This window comes from Clostridium vincentii, assembly GCF_002995745.1.
Classification (GTDB): domain Bacteria; phylum Bacillota; class Clostridia; order Clostridiales; family Clostridiaceae; genus Clostridium; species Clostridium vincentii.
The window spans coordinates 92,297-107,378 of the sequence record NZ_PVXQ01000002.1 but is presented as its reverse complement, the minus strand read 5'-3'; the positions used below and the strand labels follow the sequence as shown (position 1 = coordinate 107,378).

General features: G+C 31.2%; 18 protein-coding genes. 5 read left to right on the top strand and 13 right to left on the bottom strand.

From position 1 onward, the window contains the following. Window positions 1-4: 4 nt before the first annotated feature. From CLVI_RS01370 to CLVI_RS01355, 5 genes are all read right to left on the bottom strand, one after another. On the bottom strand, window positions 5-964 hold the full coding sequence (locus CLVI_RS01370) for a sugar ABC transporter substrate-binding protein (protein ID WP_106058314.1): 960 nt from the start codon (window positions 962-964) through the stop codon (window positions 5-7). Between the two features lie 13 nt (window positions 965-977). Beyond that, window positions 978-2,240: a hybrid sensor histidine kinase/response regulator gene (locus tag CLVI_RS01365; protein ID WP_106058313.1), complete on the bottom strand. Its 1,263-nt coding sequence runs from the start codon at window positions 2,238-2,240 to the stop codon at window positions 978-980. 35 nt (window positions 2,241-2,275) lie between these two features. After that, on the bottom strand, window positions 2,276-2,437 hold the full coding sequence (locus CLVI_RS17630; protein ID WP_207655303.1) for a hypothetical protein: 162 nt from the start codon (window positions 2,435-2,437) through the stop codon (window positions 2,276-2,278). Window positions 2,438-2,668: 231 nt separating this feature from the next. Next, the gene (locus CLVI_RS01360; protein WP_106058312.1) at window positions 2,669-4,231 is read right to left on the bottom strand and encodes an FAD-dependent oxidoreductase; all 1,563 of its coding nucleotides are present in this window, start codon (window positions 4,229-4,231) and stop codon (window positions 2,669-2,671) included. Window positions 4,232-4,257: 26 nt separating this feature from the next. Then, window positions 4,258-5,103, bottom strand: a complete 846-nt coding sequence (locus tag CLVI_RS01355; RefSeq protein ID WP_170065563.1) for a dimethylarginine dimethylaminohydrolase family protein — start codon at window positions 5,101-5,103, stop codon at window positions 4,258-4,260. 688 nt (window positions 5,104-5,791) lie between these two features. Between CLVI_RS01355 and kamA the strand changes: the two genes are divergently transcribed. Both kamA and ablB read left to right on the top strand, forming a co-directional pair. Further along, on the top strand, window positions 5,792-7,078 hold the full coding sequence (gene kamA / locus CLVI_RS01350; RefSeq protein WP_242980516.1) for a lysine 2,3-aminomutase: 1,287 nt from the start codon (window positions 5,792-5,794) through the stop codon (window positions 7,076-7,078). Further along, window positions 7,071-7,904 (top strand): putative beta-lysine N-acetyltransferase, encoded by an 834-nt coding sequence (gene ablB / locus CLVI_RS01345; protein ID WP_170065562.1) that lies wholly within the window; start codon window positions 7,071-7,073, stop codon window positions 7,902-7,904. Before kamA ends, ablB begins: the two co-directional genes overlap by 8 nt. Window positions 7,905-7,978: 74 nt before the next feature. Here ablB and CLVI_RS01340 read toward each other — a convergent pair whose 3' ends face one another. The 3 genes from CLVI_RS01340 to CLVI_RS01330 form a co-directional block, all read right to left on the bottom strand. Continuing rightward, the gene (locus CLVI_RS01340; RefSeq protein WP_106058309.1) at window positions 7,979-8,215 is read right to left on the bottom strand and encodes a zinc ribbon domain-containing protein; all 237 of its coding nucleotides are present in this window, start codon (window positions 8,213-8,215) and stop codon (window positions 7,979-7,981) included. A gap of 4 nt (window positions 8,216-8,219) precedes the next feature. After that, window positions 8,220-8,819 carry a TetR/AcrR family transcriptional regulator gene (locus CLVI_RS01335; RefSeq protein WP_106058308.1) on the bottom strand — a complete coding sequence of 200 codons (600 nt, stop codon included), beginning with the start codon at window positions 8,817-8,819 and terminating at the stop codon, window positions 8,220-8,222. 100 nt (window positions 8,820-8,919) lie between these two features. Next, the gene (locus CLVI_RS01330; protein ID WP_106058307.1) at window positions 8,920-9,957 is read right to left on the bottom strand and encodes a S66 family peptidase; all 1,038 of its coding nucleotides are present in this window, start codon (window positions 9,955-9,957) and stop codon (window positions 8,920-8,922) included. A 271-nt stretch (window positions 9,958-10,228) separates the two neighbouring features. Between CLVI_RS01330 and CLVI_RS01325 the strand changes: the two genes are divergently transcribed. Next, window positions 10,229-10,648: a YjdF family protein gene (locus CLVI_RS01325; protein WP_106058306.1), complete on the top strand. Its 420-nt coding sequence runs from the start codon at window positions 10,229-10,231 to the stop codon at window positions 10,646-10,648. A gap of 167 nt (window positions 10,649-10,815) precedes the next feature. Here the strand turns inward: CLVI_RS01325 and CLVI_RS17770 are convergent, their stop codons facing one another. The 5 genes from CLVI_RS17770 to CLVI_RS01300 all read right to left on the bottom strand — a co-directional run bounded on the left by CLVI_RS17770 (window position 10,816) and on the right by CLVI_RS01300 (window position 13,847). After that, window positions 10,816-11,910 (bottom strand): hypothetical protein, encoded by a 1,095-nt coding sequence (locus CLVI_RS17770; protein WP_242980506.1) that lies wholly within the window; start codon window positions 11,908-11,910, stop codon window positions 10,816-10,818. Between the two features lie 287 nt (window positions 11,911-12,197). After that, window positions 12,198-12,320 (bottom strand): hypothetical protein, encoded by a 123-nt coding sequence (locus CLVI_RS17940; RefSeq protein ID WP_278320492.1) that lies wholly within the window; start codon window positions 12,318-12,320, stop codon window positions 12,198-12,200. 48 nt (window positions 12,321-12,368) lie between these two features. Next, window positions 12,369-12,554, bottom strand: coding sequence for a DUF6075 family protein (locus CLVI_RS01310; protein WP_106058305.1), 186 nt, complete (start codon window positions 12,552-12,554; stop codon window positions 12,369-12,371). Next, window positions 12,555-12,749, bottom strand: coding sequence for a helix-turn-helix domain-containing protein (locus CLVI_RS18085; RefSeq protein ID WP_423237126.1), 195 nt, complete (start codon window positions 12,747-12,749; stop codon window positions 12,555-12,557). 252 nt (window positions 12,750-13,001) lie between these two features. Continuing rightward, complete coding sequence (locus CLVI_RS01300; RefSeq protein ID WP_106058303.1) at window positions 13,002-13,847, bottom strand: pirin family protein; 846 nt, start codon at window positions 13,845-13,847, stop codon at window positions 13,002-13,004. A gap of 137 nt (window positions 13,848-13,984) precedes the next feature. On the opposite strand from CLVI_RS01300, the gene CLVI_RS17625 reads away from it, so the two are divergent. Together CLVI_RS17625 and CLVI_RS01295 are read left to right on the top strand one after the other, a co-directional pair. Then, the gene (locus tag CLVI_RS17625; protein ID WP_207655302.1) at window positions 13,985-14,152 is read left to right on the top strand and encodes a hypothetical protein; all 168 of its coding nucleotides are present in this window, start codon (window positions 13,985-13,987) and stop codon (window positions 14,150-14,152) included. 7 nt (window positions 14,153-14,159) lie between these two features. Then, a complete protein-coding gene (locus CLVI_RS01295; protein ID WP_106058302.1) occupies window positions 14,160-14,996 on the top strand; it encodes a DUF6544 family protein in 837 nt (278 codons plus the stop codon). The last annotated feature ends 86 nt before the right edge of the window (window positions 14,997-15,082 follow it).

Genomic DNA, 15,082 nt, shown 5'->3' with positions numbered 1-15,082 from the left:
TAATTTATTTTTTCCATTTAGCTATATATTCATCTGCATTTTCTGGAGTAACTAATTCATTTTGGATATTTATTATTTTCTCTACATTTTCACCCTTAGCTACTTTAACTGCAGTTTCTATACTACATTGACCTAGTTTTGTTGCATCCTGGAATACTGTAACAGCTAATTTACCACTTTTTAAATAATCAAGAGCTTCAGGAGTAGCATCCATACCGCCTATAGTTATCTCGCCAAGCTTTCCCGCCGCTTCTATAGCTTTTAATGCTCCTATTGCCATTTCATCGTTGTTGGAAGCTACTACATCAATCTCTTTACCAGATTGAAGCCAGTTTTCCATTAGAGCCATACCTCTGGCTCTATCCCATTGAGCTGTTTGCTCCGCAACAAGTTTCATGTCAGGATATTTTGCTATTACTTCATGGTAAGCTTTAGTTCTCAATCTCTGTGCGTTATCCCCCATTGGTCCCATCATAATTGCAACGTTACCCTTAAAATTCATTTTCTTTGCAAGATATTCCATTTGCAATAAACCAGTCTGTTCTGAGTCTGGCGCTATAAAACAGGCTGCATCATTTTGATTTTTAAATGGAATCATAATGCTGATGATTGGAATCTTAGCTGCCTTAGCTTTGTCGGTTATTGACTTTGATGCATCTGTATAAACAGGGTTAACAACTATAACATCTACTCCTTGAGATATTAAGTTTTCAACCTGTGACAACTGTATATTAGAATCATTTTTCGAGTCAACATATACTACTTCAGCATTATTTAAAGATTCGGAGTAATTCTTCATTTCATCAAGCAAATAAGACGTATATTTGTTATTAAAATTAGAAAGGCAAACACCAATCTTTATCTTTTTAGTAGCTTTTAATGTGTCATTTGTTCTCTGTTCACATCCAGTAAACGAAGATATCATCATAATAGTAATAAGTGCCATCAATAAAAATTTTTTCATTAGATTTACCCCCTTAAAAGTAGATATCAGAAAATTCTACATCAATTTTTGCAGTTACATTACTACTATTATTTAAAAAACCTTTTTCAGCATTATTTTTCTCATTTATTTCACAAATAGGAATTTTAACAATAAATTCACTGCCTTTTAAATATTCACTAATAACCTGGATAGTTCCATCGTGCATTTCAATTAAAGACTTAACAAGGTTAAGTCCAATACCACTCCCCTCACAGCTCCTTGTAAGTAGATTGTCTGCTTGCTTAAATCTTTCAAATATCATCATATGTTTATCTTGAGGAATTCCTATCCCTGAATCTTTCACTTTAATTTGAATTGAATTATTAGAAGTGGTAATATTCACAAATATATTTCCCTCTTTAGGAGTGAACTTTATGGCATTGGATAAAAGATTTAACATTATTCTTTCCATAGCATCTAAATCACAAGCAAATATTACCTCTTCAACATCCGTATCAAATATTATTTCAATGTTTTTTAATTCTGCATATTCAACTACAGATATTACAATGGCTTCTACTATTTCGATAATATTACAGTTTGATATATTAAGAGCAAAGTTACCTGAATCTATTTTTGTAACATCTATTAGGTTATTCACTAGTCTTATAAGCCTATAACAATTCTGAATCTGTGTTTTTGTTTTGGCACTTATTTTTTCTCTATCTAAAACTTCATCATTTTCAAGATGATATTTTGTTGTTTGTGTTGCTCCAAAAAGAATATTTAAAGGAGTTCTAAGTTCATGAGATATATTTGCAAGAAACATGTCTTTAGCCTCATTCGCTGCTTCAGCTGTATCTCTTGCCATCTTTAATTCTTTAGTTTGCTCTTGTAAAATTATATTCATTTTTCTTTCTTTTTCAATAAGTTTTAGATATACATTTATTCTGTTTATGAGTAAAAAATCATCTATAGGTTTAGTAAGATAATCTACAGCTCCTATTTCAAAACCTTTTCTCTTAAATTCCTCGCCTGTATAAGCTGCAGTTAGAAATACAATAGGGATATGTTCTGTCTTTTTTCTACTCTTTATAATTTGTGCCAGCTCAAAACCTTCCATCTCTTTTTTCATATGGACATCCAAAATAATCAAATCCACCGGATAGTTCATAATCGCTTTTAATGCTTTTGTAGACGTATCTGCAACAACCACTCTTGCATCTATATACTCTTCAATAAGAGCCTTTGCAGTAAATAAATTATTTTGGTAGTCGTCAACTACTAAAATTGTATACAAATTACTTGTTACCATATTTGAAACCCTCACTTAAACACTTAATAATATTTTTACTTTTCCCATTTAACTATATATTCGTATGCATCTTGGGGCGCGACAATATTCATGTCAGGATATTTTGCTATTACATCATGAAAAGCTTGAGTTCTCAATATTTGTGCCTCTTCACCCATCTTGCCCATAATAATTGCAACATTACCCTTAAAATTCATTTTATTTGCAAATGGCTTATTAAAAATAAGTTCTAAGCTAATAAATACTTCCTAAATTTATTCATATTCTTATATTATTAGCCAATTATATCATAATTTACTTTAATTCTACAATAAATATACAAAAATTTTATATTTTTATAAAAAAATAACACCAGAGTTCGCTACTGGCGCTAAATTAATATATGTCTAAAGAAATATATATTATATGACAATCTTTTTTCTTTTACTCTATAAATTAAGATCTATTTTATTTTTCCCTTCATTATAATGATTTAATTTATGAGTCGCTGGGCCCTCTAGTATTTCACCATCATATGTAAACCTTGAACCATGGCATCCACAATCCCAAGATCTTTCTGCATCATTCCATTTTAATTCGCATCCAACATGAGTACATGTAATATCAACTATATGTAATTTTCCATCTTCATCTTTATATGCTCCATATTTATCTCCATCTATTTTAACTATTTTTCCTTCACCAGGGTTAATATTAACTTCATCTTCTCCAGACTTGATTTTGCTTATTATAAGCTCCTTTGCTACATCGAAATTTTCAGTAAATAGTTTTTTATAGGCAGTTGCAGTAAATGGTCTTGAGGGATTAAATACTCTTTCCCAAGGATTATCTCTACCTAGAATTTTATCAGTAAGTATTCTGGCTGCTGCAGTTCCATTAGTCATTCCCCACTCTCCAAAGCCTGTTGCAACATAAATATTTTCCTCTGAAGAAGTTATCTTGCCTACATAAGGTACTTTATCTAATGTTATATAATCTTGAGTTGACCATTTATATAAAACATCTTTAACATTAAATATTGACTGCGCAAACCCTTGTAGATTATCATAATGACCTTTAAAACTAGCCTCATGAGCAGTTTTATGTCCTTCTCCACCCACTAGTACTAATTGATTTTCTCCATCATTTTGAAATCTCAAAGAACGACCTGGCTCTTCTGTATTAATAAACATTGCCTTTGGGAATATTTCTTGGATACTTGTGGCAATTACATAGGATCTTTGAGGCCTAAGCCTTGTTAAATATAGTCCCATACCATCGTAACATGGAAAATGAGATGCAATAATAACCTGTGAAGCTTTTACTTTTTTACCTTTATTAGTAGTAATAGTGACTGTGTTCCCCTTTTCTATTTCAACCGCTTCTGTATTTTCAAATATGTAACTTCCATCGCCAGGTATCTTCTTCGCTATTGGCAACAAATATTTTCTCGGATGAAATTGAGCCTGATTTTCAAAGACTAAAGCTGCTTCAATTTTTAAATCAATTGGCAATTTATCTATATACCTTGCTTTTATCCCTAGACTTAAAGCTGCCTGGGTTTCTTTTTCAATATCCTTAATGCATTTCTGTCTCCCCGTATACATATATGCTGGAAGTCTCTCAAAGTCACAATTTATATTTAGTTCCCCTGCTATATTCTCCATAAATTCTATTGAGGATTCATTAGCATTAGCATATTGTTTTGCTAAATCAAGCCCCATTGAATTTATAATTTTATCATATATCAAATGATGCTGAGAAGTTATTTTGGCAGTAGTAAACCCAGTAGCCCCTTGAACAATTCTACTTGCTTCAATTATAGCGACTTTTGTTCCTTGTTTTTTTAATAGATATCCTGCAGTTATTCCTACAATTCCGCCTCCTATAATTACCACATCTATATTTATATCTCTATCTAATGGAGGATAATCAGTCTCTTGAGTTGACTTTATCCAATACGAGTTTAAATACTCGTCAATATTTGGGCTCTTATTATTTGTCTTATTCATAAAAATTCTCCTTTTACAATTAAATATTATTCTCTTAATAGTGGAAATGTCATGCAGTGAGGGCCTCCTCCCCCCTTTAATATCTCAACCAAATCTATTTCTATTACCTTAAATCCTAAGGCACTCATCTTCTCATTTACTATTTTATTATTCTTAAATGATATTACTTTATCATTACCTAATGCTTGAAGATTACAATAATGCTTAAATACTCCTTCTTGAGGAACATCTATAAGCTGAAATTTTCTCTTTTCCAGGATTTTTAAAAAGTTATCCGGAAGGGCTTCTTTACATACAACCGCTGCATTTTCTCCTATTATATTGAAACACATGTCTAAATGAAGATTTTCCTTTTTGCACTCCACGCCTATCATTTCATACCCTAATTCATTAACTTGGCTTCTAACATTATCAAAACCAGCTCTATCTGTTCTTGCTATGATTCCTTGAACCATTGTATAATCATCTAAAAAGAAAAAGTCCCCGCCTTCAAATCCTCCAGTTGTGCATCTAGCTACATTTGGGATTCCTAGTTCCTTCATTTTAGCCTCATATGCTGCAGTTTCTCCAGTCCTACTTGGCTCTCTAAATTTCCCCATTATAAATCCTTCATCAACACATACTCCAAAGTCTCTTGCAAATACTTGATGATATAATCCAGGAGTAGGGTCCATCATTACTACCTCTACTCCATTTTCCCTATATGTTTGTGTAAATTCTGCATGTTCTCTCACGCAAGCTTCTTTATTAATTTTTTCCCCTTTTCTTACCCACTCTTCTGTTATTACATTTATAGGATCAAACTCAAAATAAGTCGTTGGACAAAGTAGTACCTTCTTTAAAACACTAGTTGAATTTTTTACAAACGCCATAATAATCCCCTCCAAAATATTTATGCATATTTTTCTTCTATAATATATGTATTATTCCTAATTTTATTAAAAATATTCCCTGTATATATAATAATTACATTTATAGAAAAGATCTTGTTTGTCGAATAACATTAATAGCACTCCTCCCTCCATACCTGTATATTACAAAATAGGTGTAAGAGCCCTTTCAAGAGTTCCATTGAATCTTTTTCAAATAATAGTATTCCCTGGCTACACCTAACCTCCTACGCGATAATAAGTCTATTTTGCGACATATCCTTGATCGCAAATTTTGACAAGTAATTGTGAAAATGTTATACTAATATTAAGGAAAGTTAAATCAATGTGGATTAAATACTTTTAGCAGCATTATTAGTGAATTTATCTATGTATCTCCCATAGGGTTATAGGATAATTGCGCTAATATTTTATTGCAAAAATGTATTGAAAAGCATTTAATATATTATGTTAGAATTTGGGCTTGTATAAGATCATATGATCCTATACTATACTATGATTTTTATCCTAGTATAAGGCGAGCTAATAATTAGCAACGCTTAGACACTCTAACTCTGGAAATTACAGAGTTAGAGTGCCTTTTTTTATCAATAATTACAAATAAATCAGGTGAGGTGTAAATATGCAAGAAAATATAAGCATTACAAAAGATCAAATTAATAATGAAGAAATGTCAAAAAAACTTTTAGAGAAATGGACCGATTGGAAATGGCAAGTTAAAAATACAATTAGGAAAGTTGATACAGTAGAAAAAATATTAGGCATTAAATTTTCTGATGAGAAAAAGAAAGAAATAGAAACTACAATAGAAAAGTTCCCAATGGCAATATCGCCATATTATTTATCACTTGTTGATTCAGATAATTTTGAAAATGATCCTATATTTAAACAATGTTTTCCAAACACAAAGGAAATGATTTTATCAAGTTGTGATATGAAAGATCCTTTACATGAAGATACTGATAGTCCAGTACCTGGTATTACTCATCGTTATCCAGATAGAGTTTTATTTCTAGTTAGTAGTGTTTGTGCAATGTATTGTAGACATTGTACAAGGAAAAGAAGAGTTGGAGATATAGATTCAATTCCCTCAAAAGAGGTATTATTAAAAGGTATTGAATATATTAAAAACACTCCTGTAATAAGAGATGTATTGCTTTCAGGAGGGGATCCCTTTTTACTACCCGATGAAACTATAGATTGGTTATTATCAGAACTATCAAAAATTCCCCATGTTGAAGTTATTAGAATAGGAACAAGAACTCCTGTAGTTCTACCATTTAGAATAACAGATAATCTTATAAATATTTTGAAGAAATATGATAATATTTGGTTAAATACACATTTCAATCATCCTAAAGAGATGACAAAAGAATCAAGTGCTGCATTGAAAAAATTAGCTATGGCAGGTATTCCTCTTGGAAATCAGTCTGTGCTTTTAAGAGATGTTAATGATTGTCCTAGAATAATGAAAAAGTTAGTTCACAAATTAGTTGCTAATAGAGTTAGACCTTATTATTTATATCAATGTGATTTGTCAGAAGGCTTAGAACATTTTAGAACAAATGTAGGTAAAGGAATAGAAATCATGGAAAGTTTAAGAGGTCATACAAGTGGTTTTGCAATTCCAACATATGTAATAGATGCTCCAGGTGGCGGAGGTAAGATCCCTGTTATGCCAAACTATTTAATTTCATGGTCAGCAAATAAAGTAGTCCTTAGAAATTATGAAGGAGTTATTACTACTTATAAAATGCCTACCAATTATGAATCTAACGATTGTGATTTAGAATGTGATAAATGTAATTTAGAATTAGACTTAGAAGGGGCACACAAAGATTATATACCTATAGGAATCTCAAAATTGTTATGCGATTATGAAGATGATATAACTCTAGTACCACAGGATTTAGATAGAACTATAAGAAATACTGAAGCTGTTGATGATAATGAGTGATAAAATTGAGACTATAGGTCAGTCAATAATACACCATGGCAAAGAAAACAATAGATTATATTTGATGAAGCTTAGTGACTTAGACGAATCTACTATTATCGAACAAATACAAAAAATAGCTACAGAAAATAATTATTCTAAGATAGTAGCAAAAGTGCCTGAAAAGTTTAAAAGTTTATTTTCAGATAATGGCTATAGAAAAGAAGCCTATATTCCAAACTATTATAAAGGAATAGAAGATTGCTTTTTTATGTGTAAGTATCTAGATCAGAAACGTGAGTTTCTAGAAAACGAATCTGAATTAGAAAAAGTATTACTAGGTGCTAAAAGTAAATCAGGTAGTTTAAAAACTACAACTCTACCTATTAATATAAAGATTAAAGCACTTACACAAGATGACGTTTATAATATGGTAAGTTTATATAAAAAAGTTTTTACAACATATCCATTCCCCATCTTTGATGAAAAATATATTTTACAAACAATGAATGAAAATTTGATGTACTTTGGAATATATAAAAAAGATGAATTGATTGCTATATCTTCAAGTGAAACAGCTAAAGAATATTCAAACTGTGAAATGACAGATTTTGCAGTTTTACCAGAGTATAGAGGTAAGAATTATTCTATTATATTGTTACAAGAAATGGAGAAAGAACTGAAGCGATTAGATTATAAAGTTTTATATACTATAGCAAGAGCAAAATCCTATGGAATGAATATAACTTTTTCAAAATTAGGTTATAAACATGGAGGTTTGTTAAAAAATAATACTAATATTTCTGAGGGCATTGAGAGTATGAATATTTGGTATAAAGAAATATAATAAATTTGTACAGCAAAGAAACTAGGTAGGGTGATGTCCCTACCTAGTTTTTTTGTTTTATATGATCCAAGTTATTAAGCTTTCCATGCAGGAAGTTTTGAAAGCATTCCCTTTGCTGAACTTTGTGCTGCTTTTTCATCAATCCCTTGAGTATTTACAATAAACTTTATCATAGACTCTAGTTTTTCCTCATAAGACTGCATTGTTCCATCAGGTCTTGCACAATAAACACAATAATCCTTGCTCTCGTCACCTAGGGCAAACTCCTCTTTAGTTTTCATTGGCATTCCACAAGCTATACAACTCTTCATATTATTATTCTCCTTTCTTTATTGTAATTAGATTTATATAATGTTCTATCAGTTGCTTACTATACCTTTTTAAAATACACTCTCCTGGAGCAAATAAATCTCCGTTAACTAAATAATAATGAATTAAACCAACCCAAGTATTAAATAACATATTCACAGCCATATCACGTATATTACCAGCTTTAATTTCTCTTTCTGCCACTTGAATGATATGAAATGAAATAGCTGACTGGATCATAACCCAAGAGTTACGTGCACTTTCATTTAGCAAATGTCCTTCTGAAACCAATCTGGTATAAAAGATTTCATTTTCACTAATTCCCTTTAAGTGAGCTTCAAGAACTTCTTCCATTCCACTATTAATGTTAACTAATTCATGAAGCCGCTTAGTAATTCCAGTACCAAATTCTTCAATTACTTCATTTAAAAGAATTTCTCGCGTTGGAAAGTGTGCAAATACTGTTCCATGAGATACCTTAGCTGCAGCTGCAATATCAGAGGTACGAGTGGCCATTAAACCATCTTTTGCAAATTTATCTAAGGCTGTATCAAGGATTAGCTTCCTTGTTTCAAGCTTTTTCTTTTGTCTTTGTGATGTTATCATTTCATTAACTCCTAACTCATTGAGTGTAAACTCATCATATGTGTTTCTTTGATTAATGTCAATCATTGCCTTATATATTTTCTAAAATTTTAGAATCAGATTATATGACACCCGATTCTAAAATAGTAAATCTCTTTAATTCACAATCAATTTCAGCCTTTGCACCATAAGGAATTGTAATCATTGGTGCGGTATGACCAAAGTTCAAATTAAATAATATCGGTAAGTCATAAAGCTTTAATTCTTCCCTTACCACCTTTAATATTGCTCTTTTGTATTCTTCATAATAATGATTATCATAGGGTTTCCCAAATATTATTCCCCTTGCTTTTTGTAAAATCCCCATAGAACCATAACTGCGCAACCAATACTCCACATAAGTAGGATTCGGCTTTTCTTCTGATGTTTCAAAAAATAATATACTATTTTCCCAAATTTTTAATTTTGGCCAAACTTTAGTCCCTTTTATCATTTCTAAAACTTCTAAGCAACCACCTATCAAATTCCCTTGTACTTTTCCTTTTCCCTGTAGTAACTCATATCCAGTATTACTATTTAATCTTCTCTTAATCAACTTATTTTTTTCTTCCCAAGGTAAAAATTCGCTGGTCCACATTGGCGATGGTTCTATCATATCTATAGGACTTTTATCAAAAAGCACCTTATTAATCCAATGCTTTGTATAGTCAAGCATCTCAACATTCTCAGCAAATTCACTTAGAATAGAAGGTCCATAAAAACTTGATATCCCTGCTTTTAAACAAATAAAATGAATTACTGTAGTGTCCGAATATCCTATGAAAATCTTAGGATTATTTTTTATTACTTCATAATCTATATAAGGCAATATTCTTACACTTTCATCTCCACCAATACACGAGAAAATACCTTTTATTGATGGGTCTTTAAATGCCATCATTAAATCCTCTGCTCTCTTCTGAGGATTGTTATACAAATATTCTGTGCCACTTAGAGTGTTTGGCATTTCTACAACTTTTAACCCAAACTCCTCTTCCAATCTCTTCTTCCCAACTTCATATCTCCAAAGCATATTCGAATCCCCTGCTCCACCCCATGACAAACTTACAGCTGCTACTTTATCCCCTAGTCTTAATTTTTTTGGTTTTAATAAATTCATATTACCATCCTCCCTCATCCTCTTGAGTTCAAAATAAATTTCTACATTCCTATTAGTAATCCCATATAAAAAATTTGATTCGTTTATTTTATGTTACCAAATTTGCACTTTATATTCAATTCATTGGCAAAACAAACTTTATTTACTATAATAGAGATGTAAAGATAAAAACACAGTTCCGGTTGGTAGTCCGGACGTAGCTATAGCTATCAGTAACCTGCCTCCTTGGTTGTCCATTCTTTGCTTAGTTATTTATTAGGAGGATATCACTATGTACACAGTAACAGGCAAATTAACAGTTTATTTTGAAGAACCCTTTTGGGTTGGTTTATATGAGTTTATAACAGATGGAAAATTACAAGTAAGTAGAGTAGTTTTCGGTCCAGAACCTAAGAATTATGAAGTTTATAATCATTTTCTAATTAACTGGAACAAATTGTGTTTTAGCCCACCTATTGAAGAAAGGTTTGAACTAAAACGCAAAATTAATCCTAAACGTATGCAAAGAGCTATCAGTAACCAGTTAACTAATATTGGCATTGGTACAAAAGCACAACAAGCATTAAAACTGCAACAGGAGCAAAGCAAATCGGAACGTAAAACCTACAATCGACAAAAGAGTGAGCGAGAAAAACAGTTCCAATTTGAATTGAGGCAACAAAAGAAAAAAGAAAAGCATAAGGGCAGATAAATTCTACCCTTATGCTTTTTCAGAAGAGAATTTATCAGTATCCATCAAAACAAAAACAGCAAGGAATTGATAGTTCTATAAAGATCATATCAATTACCTTGCTGTTTTTATTATTTCAGTTTCTTAATAACTATTAGGAAGTGTTCTTTCATTCTCAATAGTAAATTCTATTCAGCCTTTTGTTCTGCGGCTATTTTAATTTTTTGTAACCCACCTTCTGGCATAGGTATGTTATTGATATCCAATTTTTTAAGTTTACAAAAATGTACTAGAAATTCCTTTGAAAACTCCTCTTCTGGAGTATCTTTCTTTATTTCACAAATTTTCTGAAGGACTTGAGCTGATTGAGTATCTGTTAGATACCTATGCAATCCGCTTCCAAGAATAATTCTTTCTGGTTTTTTCGGATTGAAATAATAGTTCCAGAATTTTAATTCTTTAGCTTCATTAAGTGATAGTTGAAGTCTATATTTAGGGTTTGATCCTAAATTTCCTAAACCTTCAGTATCGCCCTCATAGTTTTCGTCAATTAAAAATACAGCAAAAATAAATCTATCCTGATCCTTAGCTCGAGGAAGTTTTGTTGTAAGTAATGCTAAACTATTTGCCCTTGCATTTTTTAGTGACATTGGTTTTGATTTCCCTTCTCCACTTTGAGTAACTGATGCTCCTGCTCTCCATAACTCAAGCATTTGGCTCTCACAGCAAACAGACTTACCAAAGTCAGATTTAGTCTCATCATAAAATTTACCAATCTCTTCTCTTGTTATTTCACCTTGCAAATATTTGTAACACATATTTTCTGGTTGTCTACACCAAACATGTTTTGCTGTTTTGATATTATATTTAATTGTATCATCACTGCAAATACCTTTATATCCAGCATTTTCTTCACTTTTTCCACCATCGCAATAATTACATTTAAAAGCTATATTATTAGAATCCGTAGTTTTTTCAGCTGTTTTTTTCATACGTTTTACTACATCGCTCTTAGATTTCATAACTATTTCTAGTTTTGCAAGTTCTTGCTTAATTCTTCTATTATCTGCTTCCTTTTCAGCTATTGCATTTTTATCGTCTTGTATCTCCTCAAAAAAAGATTGGTTTTCCAACTCTAAAAATGCCCCAAAAGCAGATGGATAACCAAATTTCTTTTCTTCTTTACTCTCATCAAATAGTACTGTTGCGTAATTATTTTCAAACTCTACTATTTTTCCTTTTCCAAAAGACTTATGTTTTACTATTTCACCACAAAGTTCCAAATCTACACCTCCAAAAATAATTTTATCAAATCAACCGCCCCATAAAACTTGCTACAATATGTAATTGGATTAAGGACCCTAACTGAGTCCCCCCATCTAGAATCTATCTATCTCATTTTGTATTTGGGTAGTCTACTTCTATTATACTACAATCTTGTCATTATTTCTTTATCTTCTCTAGAATGACGAAAGTTTTCTATGAAGATCATTTATTCGAGGTACTTTCAAGTATCTTATTCCCTATTGTATTATCTTAATATCAAATAAAAAAGAAGCTTTCGCCTCTTCTAATTCCAAACAATATTAATAGCATTAAGTACAATATCTCGATCCTGCTTATTAACATTTCTTACTACATTCAACACATCAGTCTCCATATCTTTATAATTGTTAAATAGATTAAAAGCCAAAAGTATTAATGCTTTATTACTCCCTCCCTTAATCCAATCAAATACATCTTATCTAATATCTTGATTCTTAAAATTAAATATCGCTTTTCTATTCTTCCAAAGATATTCTTTTGTGCTTATTATATATAGTGCGGCCATCTCACTTTTATCCAACTCTTCCTCACTAGGAATTCTCATTTCTTTAAGCATTGTATCATATCTTTCTTTAATTTCCTTTGATATTATCTTTAACATTTAATCATCCTCTCTAAAAAAATCTCCTATTTTCAAACCAAATGACATAGCGATTCTATTCATTGTGCTAATACTTGGATTATTCATTTCTCCTCTAAGCATTCGATAACAATAAGTTAAGCTTACACCACTTGTTCTAGATAGCTTATAGGCTGTTATATTATTATTCTTGCAATATCTCTGTAAAAATTCTATACCTTTAATACACGATTCCTTCTTTCCTTATAAAGTATTGTTTTATATTTTTATTATTAGCTTATTTACCATTTCTTATACCTATACTTTTAATTTTAGTAATAATAGATTTTATAGATCCCTTTTTTGTACAATAAAATACCGCTAGAAACTTCTCTTTTGAGTTTCTAGCGATATCGCATTATAATATTTTATCTATTTGTGGAAAGTATAATTTATATTTTCTGCTTTTATTATTCTCTATGGCTATTATTAATTCTTAATAAATGTATCATCATCAAGTTCCTTAAAAGCAAGATCCAACTGTTCTTTACTATTCATAACTATTGGACCTCCCCATGCAATAGGTTCATTAAGAGGTTTCCCTGACATTAGTAAAAATCTTATGCTTTTGCTTAATGCTTTTACCTTGAATTTATCGCCTTTATTAAATAGTACTGCATGCTTTTCCTTTATGAGATTATCCTCTTCAGGCCCAAAATAAGCTTCACCTTGCAGAATATAAACAAATAATGTATTTTCTTTTTCGGTATCCAAGATCCACTCAGCTCCAGGATTCAGTTCCACATCCAAACAAAGAGGTTTAACATAATCCCCTTCCACAGCGCCTTCGTTCCCATTATAAGCTCCAGCAATAATATGTATTTTTTTATCGCCCTCATCAATTATAGGAATATCGCCCTTAGTTAATCCCTTATATTTAGGTTCAACCATTTTATCTTTCGCAGGGAGATTAAGCCACATTTGAAGCCCAAGCATTCTTTCACTTGCCTTAGGCATTTCCTGATGAATTATTCCAGATCCTGAAGTCATCCATTGACATTCCCCATCTAGAATACTCCCTTTATTTCCAAGGCTATCTCCATGTTCTATATCTCCTTTCACAAGATATGTAATAGTTTCTATACCTCTATGAGGATGCCAAGGAAACCCTTTCACATAATCTTTTGGATCCACAGAATCAAAAGCATCTAACATTAAAAATGGATCAAAGTTCTTTGTGTCATTATACCCAAATACCCTTACCAAATTTACACCAGCACCATCCACAGTTCGCTGCCCTGTTATGATTTTCTTAATTGTCCTTATATTATTCATAATTAACAAAACCTCCTCATTTCCATGTAATTTAATATTGTTATCTATATTATAGCTTATTGCAACCCATAAGTTATTAATTTTCAACTATTGAAAAAGACGAGACCAATGCTACAACCCTTCGAGTTAGCATAACCTTGAAATGTATTGAATACTTTAAAGAAAGAGAAAAAAAAGAAGAACAATATATGAAGAGACTGTTCAATGGTTTTGATGAAACGCTCACATTAGGATTTTTTACAGGAATGTGCCAATTAGAAAAAAACATACTTGAAATGGAGCGAAAAAATGAGACGAAGGAGTAAAAGAAAAATGTCAATTATATTAGCTGTTATCGGGATTATTATATGTGTAATTATTATTTTCTTCAATATCCCCTACTCAAAAACAAAGACTGAGTTTAATAAAATTATCTCTGAAGTAATATCAAAAACATCCTTATCTAATGAGGTTATACTAGAAGAGGATATTAAGGACTTGCCACCATCTCTACAAAACTACTTTAGCTATGCAGGTTTCTTAGGAAAACAAAAACCAGCTTATATGAGTATTATTTTCGAAGATGCGGATTTTATTATGACTGATAGGCATTTGAGAATAGATTATACACAATATGATTTTGTAGATAAGCCTTTAAGATATGCTTTAATAGAGAGCTCCATATATGGCGTACCATTCCAAGGGATGGATTATTTATCCTTAGAAAATGGAGGAATGAAAGGTGTTATAGCAAAAACTTTTCAAATATTTAATGTGAAAGATGAGTTTATGTATAAATCAGGGCTAGTTACTTGGCTTGCTGAGTGTGTATTTTGTCCCACATCTATACTACAGGATTTTATTAAATGGGAACAAATTGATGAAACTCATGTTAAAGGAACAATTGACTATAATGGAGTCTCTGCAAGTGGTGTTCTTACCTTTAATGATAATGGTGCAATGATTCTATTTGAGTCTTATGACAGAGGAGAAGCTCAAACAGACGGAACAATTCGCCCAGTAAAATGGTCTACTGTATGTGATGATTACAAAGAAAACAATGGATTTATGCAGCCTACTGTACTTAAAACCATAAATACATCTCCAGACAAGGAAGTTGTATATTTTGATAGCAATAATTTTGAGATCAAGTATAATTATCAAAAGTAAAATACCGCTAGAAACTCTTGTGTGAGATGAACGATTAATCCTATATGCACAAAAAAATAGGCCTTGTTAAAGGCCTATTCTTATTT

What these genes read in the sequence shown, in the direction of transcription:
- CLVI_RS01370 (WP_106058314.1), bottom strand. Translation starts at nt 964, where the DNA reads ATGAAAAAATTTTTATTGATGGCACTTATTACTATTATGATGATATCT.
- CLVI_RS01365 (WP_106058313.1), bottom strand. Translation starts at nt 2,240, where the DNA reads ATGGTAACAAGTAATTTGTATACAATTTTAGTAGTTGACGACTACCAA.
- CLVI_RS17630 (WP_207655303.1), bottom strand. Translation starts at nt 2,437, where the DNA reads ATGAATTTTAAGGGTAATGTTGCAATTATTATGGGCAAGATGGGTGAA.
- CLVI_RS01360 (WP_106058312.1), bottom strand. Translation starts at nt 4,231, where the DNA reads ATGAATAAGACAAATAATAAGAGCCCAAATATTGACGAGTATTTAAAC.
- CLVI_RS01355 (WP_170065563.1), bottom strand. Translation starts at nt 5,103, where the DNA reads ATGGCGTTTGTAAAAAATTCAACTAGTGTTTTAAAGAAGGTACTACTT.
- kamA (WP_242980516.1), top strand. Translation starts at nt 5,792, where the DNA reads ATGTCAAAAAAACTTTTAGAGAAATGGACCGATTGGAAATGGCAAGTT.
- ablB (WP_170065562.1), top strand. Translation starts at nt 7,071, where the DNA reads ATGAGTGATAAAATTGAGACTATAGGTCAGTCAATAATACACCATGGC.
- CLVI_RS01340 (WP_106058309.1), bottom strand. Translation starts at nt 8,215, where the DNA reads ATGAAGAGTTGTATAGCTTGTGGAATGCCAATGAAAACTAAAGAGGAG.
- CLVI_RS01335 (WP_106058308.1), bottom strand. Translation starts at nt 8,819, where the DNA reads ATGATAACATCACAAAGACAAAAGAAAAAGCTTGAAACAAGGAAGCTA.
- CLVI_RS01330 (WP_106058307.1), bottom strand. Translation starts at nt 9,957, where the DNA reads ATGAATTTATTAAAACCAAAAAAATTAAGACTAGGGGATAAAGTAGCA.
- CLVI_RS01325 (WP_106058306.1), top strand. Translation starts at nt 10,229, where the DNA reads ATGTACACAGTAACAGGCAAATTAACAGTTTATTTTGAAGAACCCTTT.
- CLVI_RS01310 (WP_106058305.1), bottom strand. Translation starts at nt 12,554, where the DNA reads ATGTTAAAGATAATATCAAAGGAAATTAAAGAAAGATATGATACAATG.
- CLVI_RS01300 (WP_106058303.1), bottom strand. Translation starts at nt 13,847, where the DNA reads ATGAATAATATAAGGACAATTAAGAAAATCATAACAGGGCAGCGAACT.
- CLVI_RS01295 (WP_106058302.1), top strand. Translation starts at nt 14,160, where the DNA reads ATGTCAATTATATTAGCTGTTATCGGGATTATTATATGTGTAATTATT.